We start from the raw sequence: 26,800 nt of genomic DNA on the forward strand, positions 1-26,800 counted from the left end.
GTCACCCATCCACTGCCGAAGATTGAGGACGAACAAGACTGTGCCGTCGCTGTCGCTATCGAAGCTGCTCCGTGTTGGTGAAGGTCGCATGGTCAAGCGGCTCAAGCACATCGCCGACCACGTTTCCTCGCTGTCGCCCGAGGTCGAAGACCTGACCGACGAGCAACTCCGCGCGAAGACCGAGGAGTTCCGCGCCCGCTACCGTGACGGCGAGACGCTCGACGAGCTGCTGCCCGAGGCGTTCGCGGTCGCCCGCGAGGCGTCCTGGCGGGTCATCGACCAGCGGCACTTCCACGTGCAGATCATGGGCGGCGCCGCCCTCCACTTCGGCAACATCGCCGAGATGAAGACGGGTGAGGGCAAGACCCTGACCTGCGTGTTGCCGGCGTACCTCAATGCGATCGCCGGGGACGGCGTGCACGTCGTCACGGTCAACGACTACCTCGCCAAGCGCGACTCCGAGTGGATGGGCCGTGTCCACCGCTTCCTCGGCCTCGACACCAGCGTGATCCTGTCCGGCATGTCGCCCGCCGAGCGTCGCGCAGCCTATGCGGCCGACATCACATACGGCACCAACAACGAGTTCGGGTTCGACTACCTGCGCGACAACATGACGCACTCCCTGGACGATCTCGTCCAGCGCGGTCACAGCTTCGCCGTCGTCGACGAGGTCGACTCCATCCTCATCGACGAGGCCCGGACACCCCTCATCATTTCCGGCCCCGCCGACGCGTCGAGCAAGTGGTACGCGGAGTTCGCCCGCATCGCGCCGCTGCTCAAGCGTGACGTGCACTACGAGGTCGACATCCGCAAGCGCACCATCGGCGTCCACGAGGCCGGCGTCGAGCTCGTCGAGGACCAGCTCGGCATCGACAACCTGTACGAAGCCGCCAACTCGCCGCTCGTGAGCTACCTGAACAACTCCATCAAGGCCAAGGAGCTCTACACGAAGGACAAGGATTACATCGTCCGTGACGGCGAAGTGATCATCGTCGACGAGTTCACCGGCCGCGTCCTCGTCGGTCGCCGGTACAACGAGGGCATGCACCAGGCGATCGAGGCCAAGGAGAAGGTCGAGATCAAGGCCGAGAACCAGACCCTCGCCACGATCACGCTGCAGAACTACTTCCGCCTCTACGAAAAGCTGTCGGGCATGACGGGTACGGCCGAAACCGAGGCCGCCGAGCTGCACCAGATCTACAACCTCGGTGTCATCCCGATCCCCACCAACCGGCCGATGGTCCGCGTCGACAACGGCGACCTGATCTACAAGACCGAAGAAGCCAAATTCGACGCCGTCGTCGACGACGTGGTGGAGCGGCACGAGAAGGGCCAGCCGGTCCTGATCGGCACCACCAGCGTCGAGCGGTCCGAGTACCTGTCGAAGCAGTTCACCAAGCGCGGCGTGGCGCACAATGTGCTGAACGCGAAGTTCCACGAGCAGGAAGCCCAGATCATCGCCGAGGCCGGCAGGTCGGGCGCCGTCACCGTGGCGACCAACATGGCCGGTCGTGGTACCGACGTGGTGCTCGGCGGCAACCCCGACATCATCGCGGACATCGCGCTCCGCAAGCAGGGCCTCGACCCCGTCCACACGCCCGACGACTACGAGGCGGCGTGGGACGACGTCCTCGACCAGGTCAAGGCCGAGGTGAAGGCCGACGCGGACAAGGTTCGCGAAGCGGGCGGGCTCTACGTCCTCGGCACCGAGCGGCACGAGTCCCGGCGTATCGACAACCAGTTGCGCGGCCGGTCCGGCCGTCAGGGCGATCCGGGTGAGTCGCGGTTCTACCTGTCGCTCGGCGACGAGTTGATGCGACGGTTCAACGGCGCGGCGCTCGAGTCGATCATGACCCGGCTCAACCTGCCCGACGACGTCCCCATCGAGGCGAAGATGGTCTCGAAGGCCATCAAGAGCGCACAGACGCAGGTCGAGCAGCAGAACTTCGAGATCCGCAAGAACGTCCTCAAGTACGACGAGGTGATGAACCAGCAGCGCACCGTCATCTACAACGAGCGCCGCCAGATCCTCGAAGGCAAGGACATGGAGGGCCAGGTCGAGAAGATGATCACCGACGTGGTCACCGCCTACGTCGACGGCGCCACCGCCGAGGGATACGTCGAGGACTGGGATCTCGAACAACTGTGGACGGCCCTCAAGACGCTGTACCCGGTCGGCCTCGACTACAAGGAACTGGTCGGCGACAGCGACGACGGTGAGACCACGGACATCACCGCCGACGAGCTGCGCGAGACCCTGCTGAAGGACGCCCACGACGCGTACGCCCGGCGCGAGGCCGAGATCGACGGCGTCGCCGGCGAGGGGTCGATGCGCGAACTGGAGCGCCGGGTCCTGCTGAGCGTGCTCGACCGCAAGTGGCGCGAACACCTCTACGAGATGGACTACCTCAAGGAAGGCATCGGCCTGCGGGCGATGGCCCAGCGTGATCCGCTCGTCGAGTACCAGCGTGAAGGTTTCGACATGTTCGGCGGCATGCTCGAGGGTCTGAAGGAGGAGTCGGTCGGATTCCTGTTCAACCTTCAGGTCGAGGCGGCCGCCCCACAGGCGGCACCGGCCCCGGGCGTCAGCGTCACCGCGGCGTCCGCAGCGGCGACGGCGTCGGCCTCGCCCGCTCCGGCAGCACCGCGGCCACTGCCCACCCAGGAGGCGGCGCAGCGGGCGCAGGGCACGGCGGCACCGTCCGCTCTCCGCGCGAAGGGACTGGACGACGGCGAGCCCCGCGGGCTCACGTACTCCGGGCCTGCCGAGGACGGCAACGCCCAGCTCAGCCGCCGCGGGGCGGCCGAGTCGGACGATGCCGCCGACGCCGGAACCCGTCGCCAGCGGCGTGAGGCCGCGCGGTCGCAGTCGAAGAGCAAGAAGGCCCCGCGGACCAAGCGCAAGCGCTGACCGCAGGAGCAGAAGATCAGCCGATCACCAGCGAGGTGACGGTCCAGCCCGTGTCGGACTGCTGTTCGACACGGGCTGCGATCACGAAGATCCGCGGACCCCGGCCGTAGGTGCCGAAGGCCTCGAACGCGCGCGGCTCCACCGCGCGCAGGTGCACGCGGACGAGCGTCGCGACACCGAGTCGCCGGGCGGGCGACTCCGACAGAGCGAGCGTGCGCACGACGTCGACGAGCGACGGCGTCACCAGCGGCCGCAGTTGCCGCACGTTGCGGCGCCGATCCAGCACTTCGAGGACCAGCCGGAACGCCTGCTCCGTGAACCGCTGGACGTCCGGCGACGGAAGAGGAAGCGTTCCCGGCTGCGTCACGGCGGTGCGCGGCGACGCTCCCGAGTGGGGCGACGAGCGGTGCCTGCTGCGCCCGGGTGCGTGCCGCCCGCCCGACGGCGCCGCCGAACGCCCCGGCAGAGGCGGCGCGGGAACGTCGCCGGCCACCGGCTCGAAGCGCGGCACCCGTGACAGGAACGTGTAGGACTCACTCATTTCTTACCCCCCGGTTTCGGCATGAGACGGCCGTCGTAGCGGTCATACTCGCACGGATCCCGTCGTCGTGTCGCCGAACCGGGGAGCGGACCCTAGGGTGGGGACGTGCGGGGATTGATATTGGACTTCGGAGGAGTTCTCGCGGGTCCCGGTTCGGACATGGACGGCCTGTCGTCCGTCCTGGCCGGTGCCCGGATCCGTGGGGTGCGGACCGCGATCCTCAGCAACGATCCCGGTGGTCCTGGCGCGCAGTGGCTGCGGGAACTCGGTGACGGCCGGCTGGTCGATCAGGTCGTGCTGTCCGGGGATGTCGGTGTCGCCAAACCTGATCCGCGGATCTACCGGATGACGGCCGACGCGCTCGGTCTGACCCCGGGGGACTGTATCTTCGTCGACGACCTGTCGGTCAATGTCCGGGGTGCGGTGGCCGTCGGGATGGTGGGTATCCACCACGTCGACGGCGGCGCCACCGCGGACGAGATAGCGATACTTCTCGAGGTCGATCGAGACGGGATGCAAGGGGGACAGGCGCCGACATGGTGACGAGACTGACTACGCAGGACGCGTCGTTCTATTTTCTCGAGGCGAGCAGTACGCCGATGCACGTGGGGTCGCTCGCGATCTTCCGCAAGCCGCGAAACGGGTTGTCCTACGAGGAATTACTGAGCCTCGTCGAGGAACGGCTGAGCCTGGTGCCGCGCTACCGGCAGAAGGTGCGGGAGGTGGCGCTGGGACTGTCGCGGCCGGTGTGGGTGGACGACCAGGACTTCGACATCGAATACCATGTCCGGCGGTCGGCGCTGCCGAAGCCCGGATCGGATGCCCAGTTGCACGATCTGGTCGCGCGGCTCACGTCCCGGCCACTCGACAACACGCGACCGCTGTGGGAGATGTACCTGGTGGAGGGGTTGTCGAACAACCGCTTCGCCATCTTCACGAAATCCCATTCCTCGCTGGTCGACGGCGAGACGGCGCTCGAGATCGGTCAGGTGATCCTGGACCCGGCGAAGACCCGGCGGCCCATGGCCGAGGAACTGTGGATGCCGAGCCCCGCCCCCAGTGAGTCCACTCTCATCGCCGGGGCACTGGCGGAGATGGTGGCGAGGCCGGGCGAAGGGTTGGCGGCGCTGCGGATGACGTTGGGTGACATGGCGTCTGCGCTCGGCGAGACAGTGCGCGCCGTCGGCAAGGTCGCCGCCGTCGTGCGCACCGCCACGCAGGTGGCGCCGGCGAGTCCGCTGAACGCGACCATTTCGCGCAATCGACGCTTCGCGGTGGTCAAGACCGAACTGGGTGACTACCGGAAGATCCGCGCGCAGTACGGGTGCGAGGTCAACGACGTCATCCTCGCCGTCGTATCGGGCGCGATGCGGTACTGGCTGCTCTCGCGCGGCGAACCGGTGGCCGAGTCGACCACGGTCCGGGCCATGGTCCCGATGTCCGTGTACGCGACGGATCCCGAGGCCGACGACGAGGCGTCACGCCGCGGTGAGTGGGCGGATCCGCGGAGCATGGTGTCGTCGTTCCTCATCGACCTGCCGGTCGGGGAACCGAATGCCGTGGTGCGGCTGTCGCACGTGGCGCACGCCATGGAGGCGCACGCCAAACAGAGTCAGCGGGTCACCGCGGAGACCCTGGTGCGTTTGTCGGGTTTCGCGCCCGCCACGCTGCACGCGATGAGTGCCCGTGTCGCGAGCAGTTTCTCGCAGCGGATGTTCAACCTGATGATCACCAACGCACCGGGCCCGCAGCTGCCGCTGTATGTCGGGGGAGCGCGGATGCTCGAGATGTATCCGGTGTCGCCGCTGCTGAAAAACCAGACTTTGAGCATCGGCCTGACGTCCTACGACGGCAACGTCTACTACGGTTTGAATGCAGACCGTGACGCCATGGCCGACGTGGACGTGGTGGCGGCGCTGCTGTACGAATCTCTCGAGGAGTTGTTGGATGCCAGCCGGTGAGAAGTCCGCGGTGCGAATGACGGGTGACGCATGACGAGGGTGTACGTTCCCGCGACGATCGAGATCCTCCACCGGCTCGTCACCGACCGGGAGTTCGATCCGATGAGCCGTACCGCCTTCGCCGTCACCCCCACGCTCCGCGAGGCGTACTCGTCGGGCGACGACGAAGAACTGGCCGAGGTCGCGATGGCCGAGGCGGCCCGGGCCTCGCTGCGACTGATCGCCGGCCGGGTGGGGGAGAGCGGGAGCGACGGGGTTCGCTTCCGTCGCGCCGTGGTCGCGGCGGACGTGGACGACGTGACGCCGCGGCCGGACCTCGACGACGCCGTGGTCCGGTTGCCCGGTCCCGTGACGATCGGCACGGTCGCGTCGGTGCACGTGGACCTCGCGGAGGCGGAGCCGGACATCGAACGAGCCGTGTCGGCGATCGACGAGGCCGATCTCGGGGACCCGGACGCCGAGTTCGTTCTCGGTGACGCGGAGGATCATGTGCTGGCGTGGTACGCCACCCAGGAGCTTCCGTTCCTGCTCGAACTGCTCTGACCGGCACGTCCTCTTACTTCGGGGTAACCTACGGTACCGTAACTTGATAACCTACGGTAGCGTAGGTCGTGACGGAAAAGGTGGAGGTCGGATGGGTCTGAAGGATTGGATCGAGGCGCCCGCAGCAGCGGTCGTGCCCGCCAAGCGGTCCAAGCTCAATTGGTTGCGGGGCGCGGCGGCACGGCTCACGACGCCGTTGCTGCCCGACGACTACCTGCATCTGGCCAACCCGCTGTGGTCGGCTCGTGAACTGCGTGGGCAGATCGTGGAGGTGCGCGCGGAGACCGCGGACTCGGCCACGATCGTCATCAAGCCGGGCTGGGGATTCGACTTCGACTACGAGCCCGGCCAGTACATCGGCATCGGTCTGCACATCGACGGACGCTGGCACTGGCGCTCGTACTCGCTCACCTCGCCGCCGAACTGGGACGACAAGCTCATCTCCATCGCCGTCAAGGCGATGCCCGAGGGATTCCTGTCGAGTCACCTCGTCAACGGTGTGCCCTCGGGAACGATCGTGCGGCTCGCGACCCCCACGGGCAACTTCGCGCTGCCCGACCCGCCGCCGGAGCGGATCCTGTTCCTCACCGCGGGCAGCGGCATCACGCCTGTCATGGCGATGCTGCGCACGATGAACCGGCGCGGTCAGCTCCCCGACGTCTTCCACGTCCACTCGGCACCCACCGACGCCGACGTGATGTTCGCCGACGAGCTGATCCAGCTCCACGAGGAGCACGACGACTTCAGGTGCAAGATCCAGCTCACCCGCAGCCAGGGCAAGTTCGCGTTGTCCTCGCTCGACGAGGTGTGTCCCGACTGGCGTGAACGGCAGACGTGGGCCTGCGGGCCGCTGCCGATGCTCGACGAGATCGAGACGCTGTGGCGCGACGAGGGCATCGAGGGCAAGTTGCACCTCGAGCGGTTCGCCGTCTCCCGCGCGGACACGTCCGGCGAGGGCGGGACCGTCACGTTCGCCAAGGCAGACAAGACCGTGACGATCGACGGCGCCACCACTCTCCTCGAGGCCGGTGAGCAGGTTGGTGCACTGATGCCGTTCGGCTGCCGGATGGGTATCTGCCAGACCTGTGTCGTGCCGATTCTTGCCGGGCACGCCATCGACCTGAGGTCCGGCAAGCAGCACGCCGAAGGTGACCGAGTCCAGACTTGTATCTCCGCGGCGGCAGGGGACTGCACGCTCGACGCGTGAGCGTGAGCGTGTTGTTCACCTGACTCCGCTATTCTCGGACTCTCACCAGACGGAGGAGCACGGTGGCGATCACCGACATCAAAGAGTTCGCGCATCTGACCGAAGCGGACATCGAATCGCTCGGGCGTGAGTTGGATGCGATCCGGCTCGACGTGGAGGATTCGCGGGGCGTTCGCGATGCCCGCTACATCCGCCGGGCCATCAGGGCGCAACGGCTGTTGGAGCTCGGTGGCCGGCTTGCGTTGTTCGGAAGCCGCTACCGCCCGGCGTGGCTTGCGGGCACCGCCTTGCTTTCCCTCTCGAAGATCATCGAGAACATGGAACTCGGTCACAACGTGATGCACGGCCAGTGGGACTGGATGAACGATCCGGAGATCCACTCCATGTCGTGGGAGTGGGATCAGACGGGCCCCTCGGAGCATTGGAAGCGGGCGCACAACTACTCCCACCACACGTTCACCAACATTGTGGGAATGGACTCCGACGTCGGATTCGGCATCCTCAGGATGACCCGCGACGAGGAGTGGCGGCCGATCAATCTGCTGCAACCCGTCGCCAACGTCATCCTGGCCGCCACGTTCGAGTGGGGGATCGCGCTCCACGACCTCACCTTCGCCGCCGAACTCGAGGGTGCCGAGAAGGGGCAGCTCAATTCTCAGGCCAACAAGGATTTCGCTCGCAAGATCTTCCGCCAGGTCGGCAAGGACTTCCTCCTGTTCCCGGTGCTCGCGGGGCCTGCGTGGAAGTCGACGTTGTCGGCCAACGCCACCGCCAACCTCGTGCGGAATCTGTGGGCCTATGTGGTGATTTTCTGCGGGCACTTCCCGGACGGTGCCGAGAAGTTCACAGTGGACGAATACGAGAACGAGACCCAGCACGAGTGGTATCTCCGGCAGATGCTCGGTAGCGCCAATTTCGACTCCGGCAAGATCATGGGATTCATGAGCGGCAATCTCAGCTACCAGATCGAGCATCACCTGTTCCCGGACCTGCCGAGCAACCGGTACCCGGAGATCGCGGTGAAGGTCCGGGCGCTGTGCGAGAAGTACGACCTGCCGTACACGACGGGTTCACTCGCCAAGCAGTACCTGCTGGCTCTGCGCACGATCCACAAGCTCGCCCTGCCCGACCGGTTCCTGCGGGCGACGGCGGACGACGCCCCGGAGACGTCCTCGGAACGCAAATTCCGCGACGCCCGTGATGCGGGTGCCGCCATGGTCGAGACGTTGCGCACGGATCCCGTCACGGGGCAGCGGCGGGGTCTGCTGTCGGCGTTGCGCGCCCGCGCGGAGGCCAAGATTCCTCGACGCCGACGGTGATTTCACTCACACCTACACTCAGGTAACCTACGGTGTCGTAACTTACGGTACGGTAGGTCGAGTCAGCGCCTATCGGGTGTGAACTGTCGACCCAGCCAGGAGGAGGTCCCCCATGGCGATTGCAGACGTCAAGGAATACGCACATCTCACCGAAGCCGACATCGAGTCGCTCGGACGCGAGCTCGATGCGATCCGGCGCGATATCGAAGAGTCCCGCGGGGAGCGTGACGCGCGCTACGTGCGAAACACGATCAGACTGCAGCGTTCCCTCGAAATCGGTGGCCGAGCCGTCCTCTTCGCGAGCAAGCGGCGTCCCGCCTGGCTGGCGGGCACGGCCTTGCTTTCCCTCTCGAAGATCATCGAGAACATGGAGCTCGGCCACAACGTCATGCACGGCCAGTGGGACTGGATGAACGATCCCGAGATCCACTCCACCTCGTGGGAGTGGGACGTCACGGGACCGTCCGCTCACTGGAAGCAGACGCACAACTACATTCACCACAAGTACACCAACGTCCTCGGCATGGACGACGACGTGGGATACGGGCTGCTGCGCGTCACGCGGGACCAGCGGTGGAAGCCGTTCAACGCCGGCAATCTCCTGTACAACACCCTGCTTGCGCTGTTCTTCGAGTACGGAATCGCGGCGCAGCATCTCGAACTCGGCAAGGTCGCCAAGGGGCGCGTGCCGAGCGAGGAGACCCAGCGCAAGCTCCGCGAGGTGGGCGAGAAGGTCGGCAAGCAGATCCTCAAGGACTATGTCATCCACCCCGCGGTCACGGGTCCCGCGTGGAAGAGCACCCTCACTGCCAACATCGCCGCGAACATGATCCGCAACGTGTGGACCAACGCGATCATCTTCTGCGGGCACTTCCCGGACGGCGCCGAGAAGTTCACCAAGGCGGACATCGACAAGGAAACGCCGGCCCAGTGGTACCTGCGGCAGATGCTCGGTAGCGCGAACATCGAGGGCGGCAAGCTCATGGACTTCATGTCCGGCAACCTCAGCTACCAGATCGAGCATCACCTGTTCCCCGACCTGCCGAGTAACCGCTACGCGGGGATCGCCGTGCGGGTGCGGGAACTGTGCGACAAGTACGACCTGCCGTACACGACCGGGCCCTTCCTCGTGCAGTACGGGAAGTCGTGGCGAACCATCGCCAAGCTGTCGTTGCCGAACAAGTACCTCAAGGCGACCGCGGACGACGCACCGGAGACAGCGTCGGAGCGCAAGTTCGGTGGAAACACCACGGCGACAATCGATCCCGTGACCGGCCGCCGTCAGGGTCTGAGTACCGCGATCAAGCGCACCCGCAAGCGCCGCGGTCTGCGCGCGCTGCTGTCGCGCTAGAAAGTTCCGCTACAGACGCGGTTCGTCCCTCACCAGGCTTCGTTGGACGCGATGGCCGTGAGGAGGTGACGGACCGCGTCGACGCGTTTGGCGGCCTTGCCCTCCAGCTGGTCGAGCGCGCATTCCGGGTCCGCGGGCGGGCCGAGGTGGGTACATCCTCTCGGGCAGTCCTCGATGGCCGCGGCCAGATCGGAGAACGCGGCCACCACGTTCTCCGGGGAGATGTGGGCCAGTCCGAACGACCGGATGCCGGGAGTGTCGATCGCCCAGCCGCCCGTCGGAAGCGGCAGCGCGACCGATTGCGTGGACGTGTGGCGGCCCTTGCCGACACCGGAGACCACGCCGACAGCCCGGTCGGCATCGGGCACGAGGCGGTTGACGAGAGTCGACTTCCCGACCCCCGAATGGCCGATCAGCGCAGTGAGTCGGCCCGACAGCATCGACAGGACCTCTTCGACCGGATCGTCGCGACCGGCCACGATGACGGGGACGTCGAGGTCGGCGAACGCGCTCGCGAACTCCTCGGGCGGTTCGAGATCGCTCTTCGTCAGGCACACGATGGGACTCAACCCACCCGCGTACGCGGCGACGAGCGCACGTTCGACGAATCCGGTCCGTGGCGGCGGGTCGGCGAGCGCCACGACGATCAGCAGCTGCTGGGCGTTGGCTACGACGATCCGCTCGTACGGATCGGTGTCGTCGGCGGTGCGTCGCAGCACCGTGGAGCGTTCGGCGACCCGCACGATCCGTGCCAGGGTGTCGGGCTTGCCGGACAGATCACCGACGACGCTCACCTCGTCGCCGACCACGATCGGGGTGCGGCCCAGTTCCCGGGCGCGCATGGTGACGAGGGGACGCTCTGGGTCGCCGCCCAGCACGCAACCCCACCGGCCGCGGTCGACCGAGACGACCATCGCCGACTCCGCGGCGAGGTGCTCCGGCCGGGTCTTCGTGCGCGGGCGCGTTCCTCTGCCCGGGCGTACCCGGACGTCGGACTCGTCGTACTGCCTGCGACTCAGAAGCTCGCCTTCCGCTCGGTGCCCGAAGCTGCGGACAGCATTGTGGCCCAAAGGTTCTCGAAGCCGGGCAGGGTCTTGGCCGTGGTGCCGACATCCTCGATCTCGATGCCGTCGACCCGCAGCCCGACGATGGCACCCGCGGTCGCCATGCGGTGGTCGGCGTAGGAGCGCCACGTCCCGCCGTGCAGCTCTGCCGGGACGATCGTGAGGCCGTCCTCGGTCTCGGTGACGTTTCCGCCGAGCGAGTTGATCTCGTGTGCGAGTGCGGCCAGCCGGTCGGTCTCGTGACCGCGCAGATGCGCGATGCCCCGCAGGTGCGACGGCCCGTCCGCCAATGCGGCGAGCGCCGCGACGGTCGGCGTGAGTTCGCCCACGTCGTGCAGGTCGATGTCGATGCCGGTCAGCTGCTGCGGGCCGCGGACGGTGAGGTTCGCGCCGTCCAGCCGGACGTCCGCGCCCATCGCCAGGAGTATCTCGCGGATCGCGTCTCCGGGTTGCGTGGTCCTGCTCGGCCACAGGGGAACGGTCACCTCACCGCCGGTGACGGCGGCGGCGGCCAGGAAGGCGGTGGCATTCGACAGGTCGGGTTCGATGGCCCGGTCGACGGCCCGGACGACACCGGGGCTCACCCGCCACGTGTCGGCCTCCCCGCCCGTCGCCGGGGTCGTGACCTCGACACCCGACTCGCGCAGCATCTCGACCGTCATGTCGATGTGCGGCATGGACGGGACCGTCTTGCCGTCGTGATGCACCGTGATGCCCTCGTCGAAAGCGGCCGCCGACAACAACAGCCCGGAGACGAACTGTGACGAGCCGGACGCGTCGATCGTGACCCGTCCACCGCGCAGCGAACCCGCACCGCGGACGGTGAACGGGAGGGAGTCGCCGTCGATGTCCGCTCCGAGACCGCGCAGCGCGTCCAGGATCGTGTCGAGGGGCCGGGTGCGCGCCTGCTCGTCCCCGTCGAAGTGAACCGTTCCGCTCGCAAGCGCGGCGACCGGCGGAAGGAACCGCATGACGGTGCCCGCGAGGCCGCAGTCGACCGCACCACCCTGGAGGGGTCCGGGGGTGACTTGCAGCGTCGTGTCGGCGCCGGCCGTTTCGATGCTGATGCCGAGCGTGCGGAGCGCGCCGATCATGAGGTCGGTGTCCCGGCTGCGCAGTGCCCCGGTGAGGGTGGACGGACCGTCCGCGAGTGCGGCGAGGATCAGTGCGCGATTGGTGATCGACTTCGATCCGGGGAGGGCGACCGTCGCGACGACGGGCGCTTCGGCACGGGGGGCGTTCCACAGGCTCAGGCTCACGGTCTCCATCTTCGCCTATCGGGCGGGTCGCCGGGCCGGGTGGGCGGCGTATCGCGGGTGTCGGTGGTTCGTGCCACTCTGGTGGGCATGTGCGGCAGGTATGCGACCACTGCGAATCCGGCGACACTCGCGGCCGACCTCGATGCGATCAACGAGGCGGGCGAGGAGGAGGGTCCGCCCGACTACAACGTGGCGCCCACAACGCAGGTCCTGACGGTGGTCGACCGCCACGACGCCAGGCGGATCCGGCGGATGCGGTGGGGGCTCGTGCCGTCGTGGACGAAGGAGCTCGGCAAGGGGCCGGTGCTGTTCAACGCGCGAGCGGATTCGGTCGACAACAAACCCGCCTTCCGGAATGCGTTCAAATACAAGCGCTGCCTGGTTCCGATGGACGGCTGGTACGAGTGGCAGGCCGAGGTCGATGCGGCGGCCGCAGGCAAGAAGACCGGCAAGGCGAAGAAGATCCCGTACTACATGTCGCCGGAGGACGGCTCCCGCCTGTACATGGCTGGGCTGTGGTCGGTCTGGCACGATCCCGCGGTCGAGGAGTCGCCCCCGGTCCTGAGCTGCAGCATCATCACGGTCGACTCCGCCGCCCAGCTGGAGGACGTGCACGACCGGATGCCGCTGGTCATGCCGCGCGACCGGTGGACCGCGTGGCTCGATCCCGAGCATCCCGCGTCGACGGATCTGCTCGCGGTGTCACCCGACGCCATCGCCGACATCACCATCCGGCGGGTGTCCACACTGGTGAACAGTGTGAAGAACAACGGACCGGAACTCCTCGACCCCGACACGGCCGGTCGTGACGACGCGCAGGTGGGGGAGCAGATCAGCCTGCTGTGACCGCCGCGGTGACGGCTCCGCTGAGCCGCACCAGGTCTGCGGGCGCGAGTTCGATCTCGAGTCCGCGCCTGCCGGCGCTGCACAGTACCCGGTCCCAGTCGAGCGCCGACGCGTCGACGACCGTCGGGAGTGCCTTGCGCTGTCCGAGCGGTGAGATGCCCCCGAAGACGTACCCGGTGGAGCGCTCCGCCTCGGTGCGTTCCGCCATCACGGCCTTGCCCGCGCCCAGCGCCGCGGCCGCCGCTTTCAGCGACAGTTTCTCCGGCACCGGCACGACCGCCACCGCCAGCTTGCCGGTGTCGAGTTTTATCACCAGCGTCTTGAACACCTGGTGGGCGGTGACGCCGACCGTCTCGCCCAGGGCGTCGACGGCCTCCGAACCGTACGATTCCGCCCGCACATCGTGTGCGTAGCTGTGCACGGTGTGGTCGATACGGTGTCTGACGAGCAGCTTCGTCGCGGGAGTGGCAGTTCCGGCCATGGACAGACACTCTGCCACGCGGTCGGGAACACAGCGGACGGGAGGCGTGTTGGTACCTGCAGAAGAACAGTGCATCGAAGGGAGTGGTCCGTATCGTGATGTCCTCGGTGATGGAGCCCACGTCGCGTCTGCAGTTGGCGGTAACGTTGACGCCCACGGCGACCGAAGGGATCAGCGTGCAGGAACATGACCGTCCGACGGCAGACCAGGCCGAGCCACAGGACGAGTTGATCGCGCGTTTCGAAAGGGATGCGCTCCCACTTCTGGATCAGCTGTACGGCGCTGCTCTGAGGATGACCAGGAACCCGGCGGACGCCGAGGACCTCGTGCAGGAAACGTATGTGAAGGCCTACACGGCGTTCCGTTCGTTCCGCGAGGGCACCAACCTCAAGGCGTGGCTGTACCGGATTCTCACGAACACGTACATCAACTCGTACCGCAAGAAGCAGCGCCAGCCCGCGCAGTACCCCACCGACGAGATCACCGACTGGCAGCTGGCGGCGACGGCGGAACATTCGTCGACCGGTCTGCGGTCCGCCGAGGTCGAGGCCCTGGACGCGCTCCCCGACGACGACATCAAGGAAGCACTCCAGGCCCTGCCCGAGGAGTTTCGGATGGCCGTCTACTACGCCGACGTCGAGGGATTCCCGTACAAGGAGATCGCCGAGATCATGGGCACCCCGATCGGGACCGTGATGTCGCGACTGCACCGCGGGCGCAAGCAGCTCCGGGGTCTGCTCGCCGATGTCGCACGCGAACGTGGATTCAACCGTGGGGAAACCGGCGAGGTGCCCGGCGGCAGTGTAGTGAGCGCGGAGCAGGAGGTTTCTCGGTGAGCGAGCAGGACGAATTCGAGCAGCTCGATTGCTCCGCCGTCATCGCGGACGTCTGGCTGATGCTGGACCGTGAATGCGACGAGGCGTCGAGGGCGCGGCTGCAGAGGCACCTCGACGAGTGCGGGTCGTGCCTCGAGGCGTACGGGATCGAGGAGAAGGTGAAGAGCCTCGTGAACCGCAAGTGCGGCGGTGAGCACGCACCGGAAAGCCTGCGTCAGAGGCTCTCCATCGAGTTGCGGCGGACGATCCTCATCACGAATACCGAACCTGACGCATAACCCGTCAGAACAGCAATCAGGGGCCGGAAAGCAGTGATGCTTTCCGGCCCCCGGTGCGTTCTACGGCGCGTCAGGCGTTGGGACGCTTGCCGTGGTTTGCGGCGTTGCCCTTGCGACTGCGCTTCTTACGACCACGCTTACCCATGAGTAGATCTCCCTTCTTTTCACCACAGTCTTCCACGTGTGGTTGGGTGTCCTTGCAACAGGGCTTTCTCGATACCCGGGAGTGAAGGATCACAATGGCAGAAGACGTGCGCGCCGAAATGGTTTCGACGGTGTATCAGGTTGTGGTGAGCGCGGGTGACGAGGTGAAGGAGGGCGACACCCTCGTCATCCTCGAATCGATGAAGATGGAGATCCCCGTCATCGCCGAAGAGCCCGGCACGGTCACGTCCGTGGACGTCAAGGTCGGCGACGTGATCCAGCAGGGCGATCTGATCGCAGTCATCTCCTGAGCTGACACCCACCGACGATGTCCACACTGAGCGACCTGCTCGCCGAACACACCGACCTGCCCGGCGAGGCCGTCGATCATCTCCAGCGAGTCGTCGGCGAATGGCAGTTGCTCGCCGACCTCTCCTTCGCGGACGTTCTGCTCTGGGTCGGAACGGATTCCGCCGCCACCAACCCGACCGGCACCGTGATCTGCGTCGCGCACTGCAGGCCCACCACCGCGTCGACCGCGTTCCCGGAGGACGTCGTCGGGACCGTCGTGTCGGAGTCGGAACACCCGCAGGTGCTGCAGGCGCTGCTCGAGGGCAGCGTCGTCCGCCCCGAGAACGGCGGCGGGCACGCGGGTCTGCCGCCGCGCGGGGAAGCGGTCCCGGTGCGGTGGAACGGCGAGGTGATCGCGGTCCTGAGCCGGGACACCAACCTGTCGCACCAGCGGGCGCAGAGCCCGCTCGAGGTCGCGTATCTCGACTGCGCCGAGGATCTGTGCCAGATGATCAGCGACGGCACCTTCCCGATCCGGGAGGCCCGGTCGGACACCAACTCGAGTCCCCGTGCCGGCGACGGCTTCATCCGCCTCGACACCGACGGCAGCGTGGTCTACGCGAGTCCCAATGCGCTGTCGGCCTATCACCGGATGGGTCTCAGCTCGGACCTGATCGGTCAGAACCTCGCCGCCACCACACGGTCGCTCGTGACGGACCCGTTCGAGTCGCAGGAGGTCGCCGGGTACATCCGCGACACCATCGCCGACAAGCCGGGCCGCCGCATGGAGATCGAAGCCAGGGGAGCGACCGTCCTGCTCCGGGCGCTGGTCCTCAAACCCGGCGGGAAGCGGGTCGGCGCCGCTGTCGTCGTGCGGGACGTCACCGAGGTGAAGAGGCGGGATCGCGCCCTGCTCAGCAAGGATGCGACGATCCGCGAGATTCATCACCGGGTGAAGAACAACCTGCAGACCGTGGCGGCACTCCTGCGACTGCAGGCACGGCGCACCAACAACGAGGAAGCCCGGCAGGCGCTGAGCGAATCGGTGCGCCGTGTCACGTCGATCGCCCTCGTGCACGACACGTTGTCGATGTCGGTGGACGAGGAAGTGAACCTCGACGAGGTCGTCGACCGCCTCGTGCCGATCCTGTCCGACGTGGCGACGGTGAGTACGCCGATCAAGGTCCGCCGGGAAGGCAGCTTCGGGGTGTTCTCCGCGGAGCGGGCCACGCCGCTGGTGATGGTGCTGACCGAACTCGTGCAGAACGCGATCGAGCATGCCTTCGAACCCGGCGCTCCGGGCACGGTCACCATGCGGGCCGAACGCTCTGCGCGGTGGCTGGACGTCGTGATCCACGACAACGGCAGGGGATTGCCGCCCGGTTTCAGCCTCGAGCGGTCCGACCGTCTCGGTCTGCAGATCGTCCGGACCCTGGTGGCCGCCGAGCTGAACGGTTCCCTCGGGCTGCATCCCGGGGCGGAGGGTGGAACGGATGCCGTGTTACGCGTACCGCTGGGCCGTCGTGGGCCGCGGTACTGACCGGCGGGCAAGCAAAAGGCCCGGCACCATGTGGTGCCGGGCCCGTCTCTTCGGAAGTATCAGACGGTGGTGCGGGCACGCGTCCGAGCGTTGCGACGCTTGAGTGCGCGTCGCTCGTCTTCGCTCATGCCGCCCCACACACCGGCGTCCTGGCCCGACTCGAGTGCCCACGAGAGGCATTCGGCGGTCACCGGGCAGCGGTTGCAGACAACCTTGGCATCAGCAATCTGCGCGAGAGCCGGACCGCTGTTGCCCACAGGGAAGAACAACTCGGGGTCTTCGTCGCGACAGATTGCCTTGTGGCGCCAGTCCATCCTTCTGCTCCTTAACTGGGTGCGTAGTGCACCATTTCGTCTTCATGAGTTCATGTGTGCGTAGAGAATGTTTCCGCACTGTTGCTTGTGAATGCTTTCACGAACTGGCGGGATGTCAATAGAAAACCGCCGCACCGTGGGGGAGCTCACGTAGTTAGGCTGCCCTTCGAGGCGCGCCGTCCTTTGTACCCCATGCAGGCACTTCCCGCTAGGTGAAAACGGGGATTCTCGAGATCTGCTCAGGCTCGCGCCGGCGCGACCACATCCAGCGCTTCGGGCACCGACACGAACTCGACGACCTTGCGAAGTCCGATGTAGTCGCCGTCCATCTGCAGTCCGATGGGCTCCGACGCGGAGATCCGCACGCACGGCACGTCGTCGACCCGGACCAGCTTCTTCGCCTTCGGGCGGGTTCCGGGGGTCAGCAGCTGGCGGGCCACCCGCAGCGTGGTGAGGATCGCGGTGGACCGCATCGCGAAGACCCCGAGGCCGGTGTCGTAGGTGGTGTCGGGATTCGTGTGGACCTCCCGCTTGTTCAGATATGTCCAGGGACTCGCGTTCGACACGAATGCGTAATGAACGCCCTCGACCGGATCGTGATCGGGAACCTCGACGGTGAGCGTCGGCTCGGCGTATTTCGATCGGAAGAACACGCGCACGGCCGCGCGGACATAGTGCGCCGGCGTGGCCGGCCGGCCGTTCTTGCGGTGCATGTCGACCGCCTCACACACCTGGGCGTCCCAGCCGAGACCGGCGTTGAACGTGAACCAGCGGTTGTCGCAGTGGGCGAGACCGATCCTTCGCCGCTGTCTGCGGGCGAGGAGATCGATGAGCTGGTTGGTGGCGTCCACCGGGTCGGGCGCGATGCCGAGCGAGCGGGCGAATACGTTCGCCGACCCACCGGGGACCACGGCGATCGGGGGAATCGGCCCCACCGTCACCGCGCTCATCGACTTCGGCGCCGGGGTGCCGAGCAGTCCGTTGACCACCTCGTTCACGGTGCCGTCTCCGCCGTGGACGATGATCAGGCCCATCCCGTCCACGCAGGCCTGCTGCGCCAGTTCGGCGGCGTGGCCGCGGTGTGTCGTGTGCGCGACCGTCAACCGCACCCGGCTCGACAGCGCGTGGGCGAGGAGATCACGCCCGGCCGGGGTCGTCGATGTGGCATTCGGGTTGACGATCAGCAGCGCGCGCACGGGGCCCAAGCCTAGCGGGGGCGGCACGTGTCACCATCCGAGGCCGCCGGCGACGGGGTGTTCTAGGCTGGCCGACGTGCCGAAGCCGTCTCTCAGCAAGTCCACGCCCACCACGGTCCGCGCGGCGGGCGCCCTGGTGTCGCTCGAGGGCGCGGTGGCGGTCGGTGTCGCCGTGGTGCTGGTGATCCGGGGACTGCTGGGGCACGACCAGAGTGTCAGCAGTGGATACGGCACCGCGGCCTGGTTCGCGATTCTCGGTGGCGCCGTGCTCGCCGCCGGGCTCGCCCTGATCTTCGGCCGGCGCTGGGGGCGGGCGATCGCGATCGTCGCCCAACTGCTCCTGCTCCCGGTGGCGTGGTCGCTGCTCACCGATTCGCACCAGCCGTTCTTCGGTGTGCTGCTCGGAGTCGTCGTCGTGGCGGCCCTCGGGTGCCTGTTCAGCAGTCCCACGTCGAAATGGATGGCTGCCGAGTACGGCCAGGAGGCCGACGCCGACGCCGACAATTCGTCGGACCGCTAGCTCACCTCGGACGCGAGGCGGCCGAGCGGATCCCCGGTCAGCCGGTACGTGGTCCACTCGTCCTGCGGGTGGGCGTCCAGCGACTCGTAGAACGCGATCGACGGCTTGTTCCAGTTGACCACCGACCACGACAGTCGCGTGTAGCCGTTGTCGACGCATTCCTTCGCGAGTGTGGCGAGCAGAGCCTTGCCGTGCCCGGAACCGCGCTCGGACGGGCTGACGAACAGGTCCTCGAGGTAGATGCCGTGTGTTCCGTCCCAGGTGGAGAAGTTCCGGAACCACACCGCGATCCCGACGACCCGGTCGTCGTCGTTCGCCGCGACGTGGGCGAACGTGGACGGGTGCGTACCGAACAGGGCGTCGTCGATCTGGTCGGCGGTGACGGTGCACTCGTCGCGGGCCCGCTGGTGTTCGGCGAGTTCGTAGATCATCGCGGTGATCGCGGAGACGTCCTCGGGTACTGCGCGTCTGATCATCGGGCACCTTCCTCGCTTGTCACGTTGTGGCTGACCACCTGTTGCGCCCCGTGCTCGAAGCCGAGGACGGAGTACGCGCCCGGCGACATCGCGAATCTGCGTCCCTCGCTGATGGGAAGCTCCGCCCAACGGGCGATGAGCGCGCGCGAGAAGTGGCCGTGCCCGACGAGGATCACGTCGCGGTCGACGAGTTGCGAATGCGCGACGGACAGTACGAGGTCGCACCGGGTGTGGACCTGCTCGGCCTGCTCGCCGCGAGGGCACGGATGCGTCCACACCGTCCAGTCCGGCACCTGCTGCCTGATCTCGGGGGTCGTCATGCCCTCGTAGATCCCGTAATCCCATTCGGCGAGTGCATCCCAGGTGCGCTGGATCTTCAATCCCGCCAGCTCCGCCGTCTCCTGGGCGCGTTGCCGCGGACTGACGATGACGAGGGGGTCGCGCAGTTCGAGGGCATCCATTGCCGGGCCCACCCGCCGCGCCTGGGCTTCACCGAGTTCGGTGAGGTGGACGTCGGTCCGACCGGTGTGTTTACCCCAACGGGCCCATTCCGTTTCGCCGTGTCGGAGGAGGACGATCCGACGGCCGCGCGGCGAATCACTGGGTGGCATCCATCCATCATGTCAGTCAATCTGCGTGTATGGCTCGCCTCCGGGGACGAAGTAGGTAAGGATCGAGCCGTGACAACGGTTCTTGCAGTGGCAAATCAGAAGGGTGGGGTCGCGAAGACCACCACGGTCGCTTCTCTCGGCGCAGCCCTCGTCGGGCTGGGCCAGAAGGTTCTGGTGGTGGATCTCGACCCGCAGGGATGTCTGACGTTCTCCCTCGGACACAACCCGGACCGCCTGGACGCCTCCGTCCACGAGGTGCTGACGGGTGATCTGGCGGTGCAGGACGCCGTGATCGACACCGAGGACGGTGTCGCCCTCCTGCCTGCGACGATCGACCTCGCGGGCGCGGAAGCGTTGCTGCTCATGCGCCCCGGTCGCGAGTTCGCCCTCAAGCGCGCTCTGGCGCCGCTGCTGGACGACTACGACACGATCATCATCGACTGTCCGCCGTCTCTCGGTGTGCTCACGCTCAACGGGCTCACGGCGGCGCAGTCGGTACTGGTGCCGCTGCAGTGCGAGACGCTCGCCCACCGTGGTGTGGGGCAGTTGCTGCGGACGGTCACCGAGGTACAGCAGATCACCAACCCCGACCTGGTCCTGCTCGGAGCGCTGCCGACGCTGTACGACGCCCGCACGACGCACAGCCGGGACGTGCTCTCCGACGTGTCCGACCGCTACAACCTGCCGGTCCTCGCTCCGCCGATCCCGCGGACGGTGCGATTCGCGGAGGCGACGGCGTCGGGTGCCACCGTGCTGGCGGGGCGAAAGAACAAGGGTGCCCAGGCGTACCGGGACCTGGCCGAGAACCTCGCCAAGCACTGGGCGGGATCCGAACTCGCTACGTTCTCGCCTGGAAGTGCCGTGTAAGTTCTTCCGGCGTCGGATTCCACGCGGCGGGCCAATCCTGTTGGCGTAACTGGGCGTCCGTGCCCCCGTCGGCGAAGACGATGCTGCCGCAGAACAGTGTCGACCCCGGTCCGAGCAGGAACTCGACGAGCGCGGCGATCTCGTCAGGACGTCCGCGTCGGCCCAGCGGCACCGGATAGAAGTCCAGCGCCTTCGCCAGTTCGGGGTCGAGGTCGTCCCCGCTGGTCATCGGTGTGTCGATCATGCCCGGCGCGATCGCGTTGAGGCGGATGCCGTTGCCGATCCACTCGGGCCGTACCGCTTCACGTCGAACCCACCAGGCCAGCGCGAGCTTGGACGCCGGGTACGCCGGGATGGCGGTCACCTGGTCGCCGATGCGCACAGCCTCCGCCTCGTCGCCGTCGAGGCACGCGGTCACCAGATTCCCGGGTATCCCCGGCTGCGTGGTGGTGCTGCTCGACGAGATCACCACCACCGAGGCGCCGCCCGCGCGCTCGAGGGCGGGCTTCAGGGCCGTCACGAGTTCCACGGCCCCGAAGTAGTTGACGGCGACGAGCTTGCCGCCCGGGACGTGCGACAGCGACCCGAGTCCGGCGCAGCAGACGAGACCGTCCACGACGCCGCCGCTCGCCTCGTTCACGGCGTCGGCCGCCGCGGTTCGTCCGCCGGGGGTCGACAGGTCGGCGGTCACATCGGTGTGCGCGAGGTCGACTCCGATGACGGTATGACCGCCCGACTCGAGTGTGCGGCGGCTCGCCGCCCCGATGCCCGAGGCGGCACCGGTGATCACGTAGGTTGCCATGCCGTGAATTAGAACACGTTACAGATCGCAGTGGTGCGGACTTCGTCGGCGTAGTGGGCGCGCAGGCCCGTGACGCCCGGCGCCCGGTCCTCGTGCAGCACGAACCGGGCGTCGTAGTCGCCGCCGTTCTGTGAGCGGAAGGGCAACGGCGCGTCGGTGAACAGGCCGGACAGGCGATCGATCAGCCGGGCCGCGACGCCGGGGTAGTGCTCGGCGGGCAACCGGTCCGCGCTGTCGATCAGGACCGGGGGCAGCACGGACATCCCCGTGTACCAGAAGATTCCGTGGTGGATCGGGAACAGGAGTTCGTCCATCTGGCCGTTGATCCCCCGCGGGCCCGCGCTGTCGGCGCTGCCGCCGAAACTGACGACCGTCATCGCCCGCTTGCCGGCGAGGGTTCCGTCGCCGTACCGCCGGGTGGAGCCGTCCTCCCGGCGTAGTCCGTAGCCGTAGCCTTCGACGAAGACCCGGTCGAACCAGCCCTTGAGGATCGCGGGCATGCCGTACCACCACAGCGGGAACTGCACGATCACCGCGTCGGCCCACGCGAGTTTGCGCTGCTCGGCGCGGATGTCGGGGGCCAGGGTGCCCTCGGTCAGGGCCTGACCCGACCGCGCGCCGACCAGGAGGCGATCGTGGGGGTCGTGTCCGAAATCGTCTGCCGTCACCACCGGGTTCCATCGCATCCCGTACAGGTCCGAGGTCCGGATGTCGTGGCCGGCGCCGCGCAGTGCCGCGAGGGCATCGCTGCGGAGTGCCGCATTCAGGGACTTCGGCTCGGGATGTGCCGATACCAACAGGATCTTCATGGTCCACCTTCCGCTCGGTCGTCCTGACCCCTTCGATCATGGACGCGCGGCGGTGGTCGCGACAGTGGCCCGCCGGACGATATATGAAAGAATCGGGCCATGTCCGAATCGAGACGCGGGCGGACCGTGCACCGTCATCGCGTAGTCGTGTTCGTGCGCGACGGTCTCCTCCCGATCGAGTTCGGGATCGTCCATCGGCTGTTCGGTGAGGCGAGATCGCGCGATGGCGAACCGCTGTACGAGGTCCTCACGTGCGCCCTCACCCCCGGCGCCGTCCGGACCGACACCGACGTGACCATCTCGGTCGAGCACGGCCCGGCGCTGCTCGCCACGGCCGACACAGTCGTGATCCCGGCATCCGATCAGGACTACGACCCGCCGGAGGACGGGCGCCTGCCCCGTCGCCTCGCGGACGCCCTCGCGCACATCCGTCCGGGCACGCGGGTGGCATCGATCTGCACGGGCTCGTTCGTGCTCGCGGCGGCCGGCCTTCTCGAGAATCGGCGTGCCACGACGCACTGGAAGTCGGCGGACGCGTTCCGGCGGCTGTACCCGGACGTGCACCTGGACCCCGGCGTGCTCTACACGCACGACGACGGCGTGCTCACCGCCGCCGGCGTCGCATCCGGAATCGACTTGTGCCTGTACATGATTCGTCTCGACCACGGTGCGTCGGTGGCCAACGAGGTGGCGCGGGGAACGGTCGTGCCGCCTCATCGCAGCGGCGGTCAGGCGCAGTTCATCACCGAGCCCGTCCCGGAGGCCGACGGTGCGTCCACGGCGCGAGCGCGCGCCCGGGCGCTGTCACATCTCGATCGACCGCTGTCGCTGCGGGAGCTGGCCACGTGGGAGTCGATGAGCGTGCGCACGTTCACCCGGCGATTCCGGGCCGAGACGGGGGTGTCGCCGACGCAGTGGATTCTCGAGCAGCGGATCATCCGCGCCCGCGAACTGCTGGAGAACACCGACCTGCCGGTGGACGACGTGGCCGAGGCCGCGGGATTCGGCACCGCGACATCGCTGCGACAACACCTCTCGCGCACGGTCGGCGTCTCGCCGTCCGCGTACCGCGCCACTTTTCGTTGACGGCATGCTCATTCGTCCAAGTGCTGAGGAGTGCACGGCGCTAACGTCGGGGCCATGACAGTCTCGGATACGCCTCGGAGCAACACCCTGACGATGCGGGCTCAGCCGCTCCTCGCCGTCGACGACGTCGAACGCGCAGGCGAGTGGTACCGGAAGATCCTGGACGCGCGCAGCGGCCACGGCGGACGCGACTACGAGCAACTCCGCGTCGACGGGCACATGATCCTGCAACTGCACCGGCTCGACGAAGGCCACCACCACGGCGCCCTCGGCGATCCTTCGCTCCCGCGCGGAAACGGGGTGGCGATCTGGTTCGAGACCCCCGACTTCGACGGCACCGTCGCGCGGGTGCGGGAGGCGGGCGCCGACGTGGTCGCGGACGAGCACGTCAATCCCAATGCCGGACATCGCGAGATCTGGATCCGCGACCTCGACGGCTATCTCGTGGTGTTCGCCGAACCCGCGTGAGGGGTGACCTCAGCGCAGCGCCACGACATCATTGCCGCGCTGTTCGAGCACGACGTCGCCGGCCACCGTCGTCGTGATCGGCCCCGCCGCGACGTCACGCGTCACCGGGATCGTGCGCAGCAACGCGCCGGTCGACAGGTCGAGCACGGCGATGCCGGATTCCACCGGAACCAGCAGGTTTCCGGCCATCACGGCGCCCGGGCCGAGAGCGCCGGGGAAGATCCAGCGCGGTGCGAGATCGGAGGCACCGAGAGACACCACGTCCGAACCGGTCCACCAGGTGACCACCGAACTGCTCGTCGACGTGACGGGATCCGGTCCGACCCGGAGGGAGAGCGCGTATTCGGACACGGCGTTGCCGGTGCCGTCGAACAGGCCGATCCGCGGTCCGTACGACGTGCCCGCGGGGAGGTAGACGGCTGTGGTCTCGCCCGACACCCCGAGGATGCGCGCACCCTCGACGCCGGCATCCACCCCCGCCAGGACGCTCGACCCGTATTCCTCGGGTTCCTGATTGTCCTTCGGCGACGGGTTCATGACCGTCAGGCGATCGGCCACCTCGCCGGGGCAGCGCTCGAGAACGGACAGCCGGCTGCTGCTCGAACCGACATCGATCAGCGTGCATCCGCTGCGTGGCTGCTTCTTGGGATTCACCGGCGCGTCCACCCGTCCGTACTCGACGGTGCGGACGAGGTCGGAACGCCACAGTTCCAGCCGGCGGTCGCCGAGGGACGCCACATAGGTTCCGTCGGCCTTCAGCGTCACCCCGGAATCGGCGTCGCTGCTCCGCTGCGCCAGGCGCTCGCCGGTACCGCCGTCGAGTTCGGTGACCTGGGAGCAGCCGCGGTCGTCGCGGTAGGCGGCCACGACCTTCTCCCACGACGCCGTCACACCGCACAGGTCGAGATCACGCTCGTACCGCCACAGCTCGGTACCCGACATCCGGTCCCGTCCCACGACGTCCCCACCGTCGGCGGTGACGACCGCACCACCCACGACGAGGGGTGCAGTGGTGGTGGAACTGGCGGAGTCCCAGATCGGGCTCAGCGTCTCCGGAACCGTCAGGGCCGTGACGAGCCCAGGCGGCGGCTCGGCGGCGGTGACCGAGGTGGTGCCCCGGGCATCGCTGCGGAACCACACCACGGTGAGGGCGACCACCACCGCAGCAGCGATTCCGGCAGCGACGACGAGATCGGCGCGCGAGCGCCGCTCAGGTGCGAGCACGGTGGTTGTTTACTCCGCGTTCGTCGCGGCGGCGCCGACCTTCGTGGTCCGGCGGCGACGACGCCGGCGGGGCTTGGAGGCACCCTCGCCGTCGGCGTCTCCGCTCGCAGCGGCGGATTCGGGTGCCGTCGGCTCCGGCGACACGGACTTGGGGCCCACGGAGTCCGCGGGGCGGCCACCACGGGTGCGCCGGCGGGCGCGGGTGCGTGCCGGACGTTCCGTGCGCTCGGCCTTCTCGCCCTGCTCGGTGTCCGTGTTCTCGCTCCGCTCCGGTGCGACCTTCTCGGTCTTCTCCACCCGGGGGCGCTTGATCGTGCCGGTCGCGTCGGCCGGGATCGACAGCTCCTCGAACAGGTGCGGGGAACTGGAGTACGTCTCCGCCGGATCGGGGAGGCCGAGGCCGAGAGCCTTGTCGATGAGCTGCCAGCGCGGGATGTCGTCCCAGTCCACCAGCGTCACGGCGATACCGGTGCGGCCCGCCCGGCCGGTGCGGCCGATCCGGTGGACGTACGTCTTCTCGTCCTCCGGGCACTGGTAGTTGATGACGTGGGTGACGTCGTCGATGTCGATACCGCGGGCCGCGACGTCCGTTGCGACCAGCACGTCGATCTTGCCCGTGCGGAACGCCTTCAGCGCCTTCTCGCGAGCGACCTGATTGAGGTCGCCGTGGACGGAGCCGACGGAGAAACCGCGCTCGGCGAGATCGTCGGCGACCTTCTGGGCGGTGCGCTTGGTGCGGGTGAAGATCATCGTCGCGCCGCGGCCGTCGGCCTGCAGCACGCGGGCCACCATCTCCGCCTTGTCGAGCGCGTGGGCCCGGTAGATGTGCTGGCTGGTCCGGTCGTGCACCGCCGAGTCGTCGGCCTGCTCGGCGCGGATGTGCGTCGGCTGGGTGAGGAACGTGCGGGCGAGCGTGATGATAGGACCCGGCATGGTGGCCGAGAACAGCATCGTCTGACGCTTGTCCGGCACCATCCCGAGGATGCGCTCGATATCGGGCAGGAAGCCCAGGTCGAGCATCTCGTCGGCCTCGTCGAGGACGAGGACCTCGACCTTGCCCAGAATCAGATGACCCTGGTTGGCGAGGTCGAGCAGACGGCCCGGGGTGCCCACGACGACGTCGGCGCCCTTCTGGAGGGTCGCGATCTGCGTCTCGTAGGGACGGCCACCGTAGATGGCGAGGACCTCGAGCTTGTTCTTCTCGCCCTTCAGGTACTTCGCGGCGCCCTCGAGGTCCTTGGTGACCTGGATGCACAGCTCGCGGGTGGGGACGATGACCAGCGCGCGGGGAGTGCCGTCGAGTGCGGCCGTCCCGGTGGTGCCGCTGGAGATGCGGTGGAGAAGCGGGACGCCGAACCCGAACGTCTTGCCCATGCCCGTGCGGGCCTGACCGATGAGATCGTCGCCGGCGAGGGCGAGGGGGAGCGTCAGCTCCTGGATCGCGAACGTGCGCTCGATGCCGATCTCGTCGAGTGCGCGGACGATCTCGTCACGAACTCCGAGCTCGGCAAAGGTGGGGGCGACGTGCGTGGAGTCGAGTTGCGCCGACAGCGTGGTCTCGGTTGCGTCGTCTTCATGGTCGACAGTGATCTTGCTCAGGGGACTGGCCTTCCTCGTAGCTGCACGCACGCACGAGGTAAGGGCCAGGCCGCTGGTCGGCCCGATTTCCCAGTCGACGCTCGTCGATGTCCTCTTCCGAGTCGATCCTGCCTCTGCCTCAGCGCAGAAATCGAAGATTTCGGCGAGGCGCGGCTGGGACCGTCGATCAGGTGCGCGCACATTATCGGTGGGAACCGCTGATCGGATCGTGATCGATCATCACTCAAACCGCGTTCTCCGTGGAGACGAACGTGGT

At 67.6% G+C, this 26,800-nt stretch carries 29 protein-coding genes; 16 read left to right on the forward strand and 13 right to left on the reverse strand.

What is annotated here, in order from left to right; genetic code table 11:
• The first annotated feature begins 40 nt into the window (after nt 1–40).
• Entirely contained in the window at nt 41–2,911 is a 2,871-nt protein-coding gene (gene secA, locus ACFWAY_RS29210; protein ID WP_378513057.1) for a preprotein translocase subunit SecA, read from the forward strand.
• Between the two features lie 16 nt (nt 2,912–2,927).
• Here the strand turns inward: secA and ACFWAY_RS29215 are convergent, their stop codons facing one another.
• Entirely contained in the window at nt 2,928–3,452 is a 525-nt protein-coding gene (locus ACFWAY_RS29215) for an Rv3235 family protein (RefSeq protein ID WP_378513032.1), read from the reverse strand.
• A 105-nt stretch (nt 3,453–3,557) separates the two neighbouring features.
• Between ACFWAY_RS29215 and ACFWAY_RS29220 the strand changes: the two genes are divergently transcribed.
• From ACFWAY_RS29220 to ACFWAY_RS29245, 6 genes are all read left to right on the forward strand, one after another.
• Complete coding sequence (locus tag ACFWAY_RS29220; RefSeq protein ID WP_378456693.1) at nt 3,558–3,995, forward strand: HAD-IA family hydrolase; 438 nt, start codon at nt 3,558–3,560, stop codon at nt 3,993–3,995.
• Nucleotides 3,989–5,413: a wax ester/triacylglycerol synthase family O-acyltransferase gene (locus ACFWAY_RS29225; protein ID WP_005240072.1), complete on the forward strand. Its 1,425-nt coding sequence runs from the start codon at nt 3,989–3,991 to the stop codon at nt 5,411–5,413. The genes ACFWAY_RS29220 and ACFWAY_RS29225 overlap by 7 nt, the downstream gene beginning before the upstream one ends.
• Nucleotides 5,414–5,443: 30 nt before the next feature.
• Nucleotides 5,444–5,956 (forward strand): DUF6912 family protein, encoded by a 513-nt coding sequence (locus ACFWAY_RS29230; protein WP_378456692.1) that lies wholly within the window; start codon nt 5,444–5,446, stop codon nt 5,954–5,956.
• A gap of 91 nt (nt 5,957–6,047) precedes the next feature.
• Nucleotides 6,048–7,163 carry a ferredoxin reductase gene (locus tag ACFWAY_RS29235; RefSeq protein WP_378456691.1) on the forward strand — a complete coding sequence of 372 codons (1,116 nt, stop codon included), beginning with the start codon at nt 6,048–6,050 and terminating at the stop codon, nt 7,161–7,163.
• Between the two features lie 62 nt (nt 7,164–7,225).
• Complete coding sequence (locus ACFWAY_RS29240) at nt 7,226–8,482, forward strand: fatty acid desaturase family protein (RefSeq protein WP_378513033.1); 1,257 nt, start codon at nt 7,226–7,228, stop codon at nt 8,480–8,482.
• A 112-nt stretch (nt 8,483–8,594) separates the two neighbouring features.
• The gene (locus ACFWAY_RS29245) at nt 8,595–9,833 is read left to right on the forward strand and encodes a fatty acid desaturase family protein (RefSeq protein WP_378456689.1); all 1,239 of its coding nucleotides are present in this window, start codon (nt 8,595–8,597) and stop codon (nt 9,831–9,833) included.
• A 29-nt stretch (nt 9,834–9,862) separates the two neighbouring features.
• On the opposite strand, the gene rsgA is transcribed toward ACFWAY_RS29245, so the two are convergent.
• Both rsgA and aroA read right to left on the reverse strand, forming a co-directional pair.
• On the reverse strand, nt 9,863–10,903 hold the full coding sequence (gene rsgA, locus ACFWAY_RS29250) for a ribosome small subunit-dependent GTPase A (RefSeq protein ID WP_378456688.1): 1,041 nt from the start codon (nt 10,901–10,903) through the stop codon (nt 9,863–9,865).
• Nucleotides 10,849–12,165, reverse strand: a complete 1,317-nt coding sequence (aroA, locus tag ACFWAY_RS29255; RefSeq protein WP_378456687.1) for a 3-phosphoshikimate 1-carboxyvinyltransferase — start codon at nt 12,163–12,165, stop codon at nt 10,849–10,851. Before aroA ends, rsgA begins: the two co-directional genes overlap by 55 nt.
• Before the next feature lie 78 nt (nt 12,166–12,243).
• Between aroA and ACFWAY_RS29260 the strand changes: the two genes are divergently transcribed.
• Entirely contained in the window at nt 12,244–13,002 is a 759-nt protein-coding gene (locus ACFWAY_RS29260; protein ID WP_378513034.1) for an SOS response-associated peptidase, read from the forward strand.
• Here the strand turns inward: ACFWAY_RS29260 and ybaK are convergent.
• Nucleotides 12,989–13,483, reverse strand: a complete 495-nt coding sequence (gene ybaK / locus ACFWAY_RS29265; RefSeq protein WP_378456686.1) for a Cys-tRNA(Pro) deacylase — start codon at nt 13,481–13,483, stop codon at nt 12,989–12,991. The genes ACFWAY_RS29260 and ybaK overlap by 14 nt on opposite strands.
• Nucleotides 13,484–13,581: 98 nt before the next feature.
• Between ybaK and ACFWAY_RS29270 the strand changes: the two genes are divergently transcribed.
• Both ACFWAY_RS29270 and rsrA read left to right on the forward strand, forming a co-directional pair.
• On the forward strand, nt 13,582–14,319 hold the full coding sequence (locus tag ACFWAY_RS29270) for a sigma-70 family RNA polymerase sigma factor (RefSeq protein ID WP_378456709.1): 738 nt from the start codon (nt 13,582–13,584) through the stop codon (nt 14,317–14,319).
• Nucleotides 14,316–14,597 carry a mycothiol system anti-sigma-R factor gene (gene rsrA, locus ACFWAY_RS29275; protein ID WP_005240092.1) on the forward strand — a complete coding sequence of 94 codons (282 nt, stop codon included), beginning with the start codon at nt 14,316–14,318 and terminating at the stop codon, nt 14,595–14,597. Before ACFWAY_RS29270 ends, rsrA begins: the two co-directional genes overlap by 4 nt.
• Before the next feature lie 70 nt (nt 14,598–14,667).
• On the opposite strand, the gene ACFWAY_RS29280 is transcribed toward rsrA, so the two are convergent.
• Nucleotides 14,668–14,742, reverse strand: coding sequence for a 50S ribosomal protein bL37 (locus tag ACFWAY_RS29280; RefSeq protein WP_022597109.1), 75 nt, complete (start codon nt 14,740–14,742; stop codon nt 14,668–14,670).
• A gap of 94 nt (nt 14,743–14,836) precedes the next feature.
• On the opposite strand from ACFWAY_RS29280, the gene ACFWAY_RS29285 reads away from it, so the two are divergent.
• Together ACFWAY_RS29285 and ACFWAY_RS29290 are read left to right on the forward strand one after the other, a co-directional pair.
• Nucleotides 14,837–15,052 (forward strand): biotin/lipoyl-binding carrier protein, encoded by a 216-nt coding sequence (locus ACFWAY_RS29285; protein ID WP_005240095.1) that lies wholly within the window; start codon nt 14,837–14,839, stop codon nt 15,050–15,052.
• Nucleotides 15,053–15,069: 17 nt separating this feature from the next.
• On the forward strand, nt 15,070–16,572 hold the full coding sequence (locus tag ACFWAY_RS29290) for a sensor histidine kinase (RefSeq protein WP_378456685.1): 1,503 nt from the start codon (nt 15,070–15,072) through the stop codon (nt 16,570–16,572).
• 59 nt (nt 16,573–16,631) lie between these two features.
• On the opposite strand, the gene ACFWAY_RS29295 is transcribed toward ACFWAY_RS29290, so the two are convergent.
• Complete coding sequence (locus ACFWAY_RS29295; RefSeq protein WP_005240099.1) at nt 16,632–16,886, reverse strand: WhiB family transcriptional regulator; 255 nt, start codon at nt 16,884–16,886, stop codon at nt 16,632–16,634.
• A 239-nt stretch (nt 16,887–17,125) separates the two neighbouring features.
• Entirely contained in the window at nt 17,126–18,082 is a 957-nt protein-coding gene (locus ACFWAY_RS29300; protein ID WP_378513035.1) for a diacylglycerol/lipid kinase family protein, read from the reverse strand.
• Between the two features lie 76 nt (nt 18,083–18,158).
• Between ACFWAY_RS29300 and ACFWAY_RS29305 the strand changes: the two genes are divergently transcribed.
• On the forward strand, nt 18,159–18,602 hold the full coding sequence (locus tag ACFWAY_RS29305) for a hypothetical protein (RefSeq protein WP_378513036.1): 444 nt from the start codon (nt 18,159–18,161) through the stop codon (nt 18,600–18,602).
• Here the strand turns inward: ACFWAY_RS29305 and ACFWAY_RS29310 are convergent.
• Both ACFWAY_RS29310 and ACFWAY_RS29315 read right to left on the reverse strand, forming a co-directional pair.
• The gene (locus ACFWAY_RS29310) at nt 18,599–19,078 is read right to left on the reverse strand and encodes a GNAT family N-acetyltransferase (protein ID WP_378456682.1); all 480 of its coding nucleotides are present in this window, start codon (nt 19,076–19,078) and stop codon (nt 18,599–18,601) included. The two genes, ACFWAY_RS29305 and ACFWAY_RS29310, sit on opposite strands and share 4 nt — an antisense overlap.
• Entirely contained in the window at nt 19,075–19,689 is a 615-nt protein-coding gene (locus ACFWAY_RS29315; protein WP_029539453.1) for an acid phosphatase, read from the reverse strand. Before ACFWAY_RS29315 ends, ACFWAY_RS29310 begins: the two co-directional genes overlap by 4 nt.
• Nucleotides 19,690–19,758: 69 nt before the next feature.
• Between ACFWAY_RS29315 and ACFWAY_RS29320 the strand changes: the two genes are divergently transcribed.
• On the forward strand, nt 19,759–20,556 hold the full coding sequence (locus tag ACFWAY_RS29320) for a ParA family protein (protein ID WP_378456680.1): 798 nt from the start codon (nt 19,759–19,761) through the stop codon (nt 20,554–20,556).
• On the opposite strand, the gene ACFWAY_RS29325 is transcribed toward ACFWAY_RS29320, so the two are convergent.
• Together ACFWAY_RS29325 and ACFWAY_RS29330 are read right to left on the reverse strand one after the other, a co-directional pair.
• Nucleotides 20,528–21,358 carry an SDR family oxidoreductase gene (locus tag ACFWAY_RS29325; protein ID WP_378456679.1) on the reverse strand — a complete coding sequence of 277 codons (831 nt, stop codon included), beginning with the start codon at nt 21,356–21,358 and terminating at the stop codon, nt 20,528–20,530. The two genes, ACFWAY_RS29320 and ACFWAY_RS29325, sit on opposite strands and share 29 nt — an antisense overlap.
• 8 nt (nt 21,359–21,366) lie before the next feature.
• The gene (locus ACFWAY_RS29330; RefSeq protein WP_378513037.1) at nt 21,367–22,167 is read right to left on the reverse strand and encodes an NAD(P)H-dependent oxidoreductase; all 801 of its coding nucleotides are present in this window, start codon (nt 22,165–22,167) and stop codon (nt 21,367–21,369) included.
• A gap of 99 nt (nt 22,168–22,266) precedes the next feature.
• Here ACFWAY_RS29330 and ACFWAY_RS29335 point away from each other — a divergent pair, with 99 nt between their 5' ends.
• Together ACFWAY_RS29335 and ACFWAY_RS29340 are read left to right on the forward strand one after the other, a co-directional pair.
• On the forward strand, nt 22,267–23,253 hold the full coding sequence (locus tag ACFWAY_RS29335) for a GlxA family transcriptional regulator (RefSeq protein ID WP_378513038.1): 987 nt from the start codon (nt 22,267–22,269) through the stop codon (nt 23,251–23,253).
• Between the two features lie 54 nt (nt 23,254–23,307).
• On the forward strand, nt 23,308–23,721 hold the full coding sequence (locus tag ACFWAY_RS29340) for a VOC family protein (protein WP_378456676.1): 414 nt from the start codon (nt 23,308–23,310) through the stop codon (nt 23,719–23,721).
• A 9-nt stretch (nt 23,722–23,730) separates the two neighbouring features.
• On the opposite strand, the gene ACFWAY_RS29345 is transcribed toward ACFWAY_RS29340, so the two are convergent.
• Nucleotides 23,731–24,945: a hypothetical protein gene (locus ACFWAY_RS29345; protein ID WP_378456675.1), complete on the reverse strand. Its 1,215-nt coding sequence runs from the start codon at nt 24,943–24,945 to the stop codon at nt 23,731–23,733.
• Nucleotides 24,946–24,954: 9 nt separating this feature from the next.
• On the reverse strand, nt 24,955–26,574 hold the full coding sequence (locus ACFWAY_RS29350; RefSeq protein WP_378456674.1) for a DEAD/DEAH box helicase: 1,620 nt from the start codon (nt 26,572–26,574) through the stop codon (nt 24,955–24,957).
• Nucleotides 26,575–26,800 lie beyond the last annotated feature (226 nt).

Source organism: Rhodococcus sp. NPDC059968, from assembly GCF_042738615.1.
Lineage (GTDB): Bacteria > Actinomycetota > Actinomycetes > Mycobacteriales > Mycobacteriaceae > Rhodococcus_F.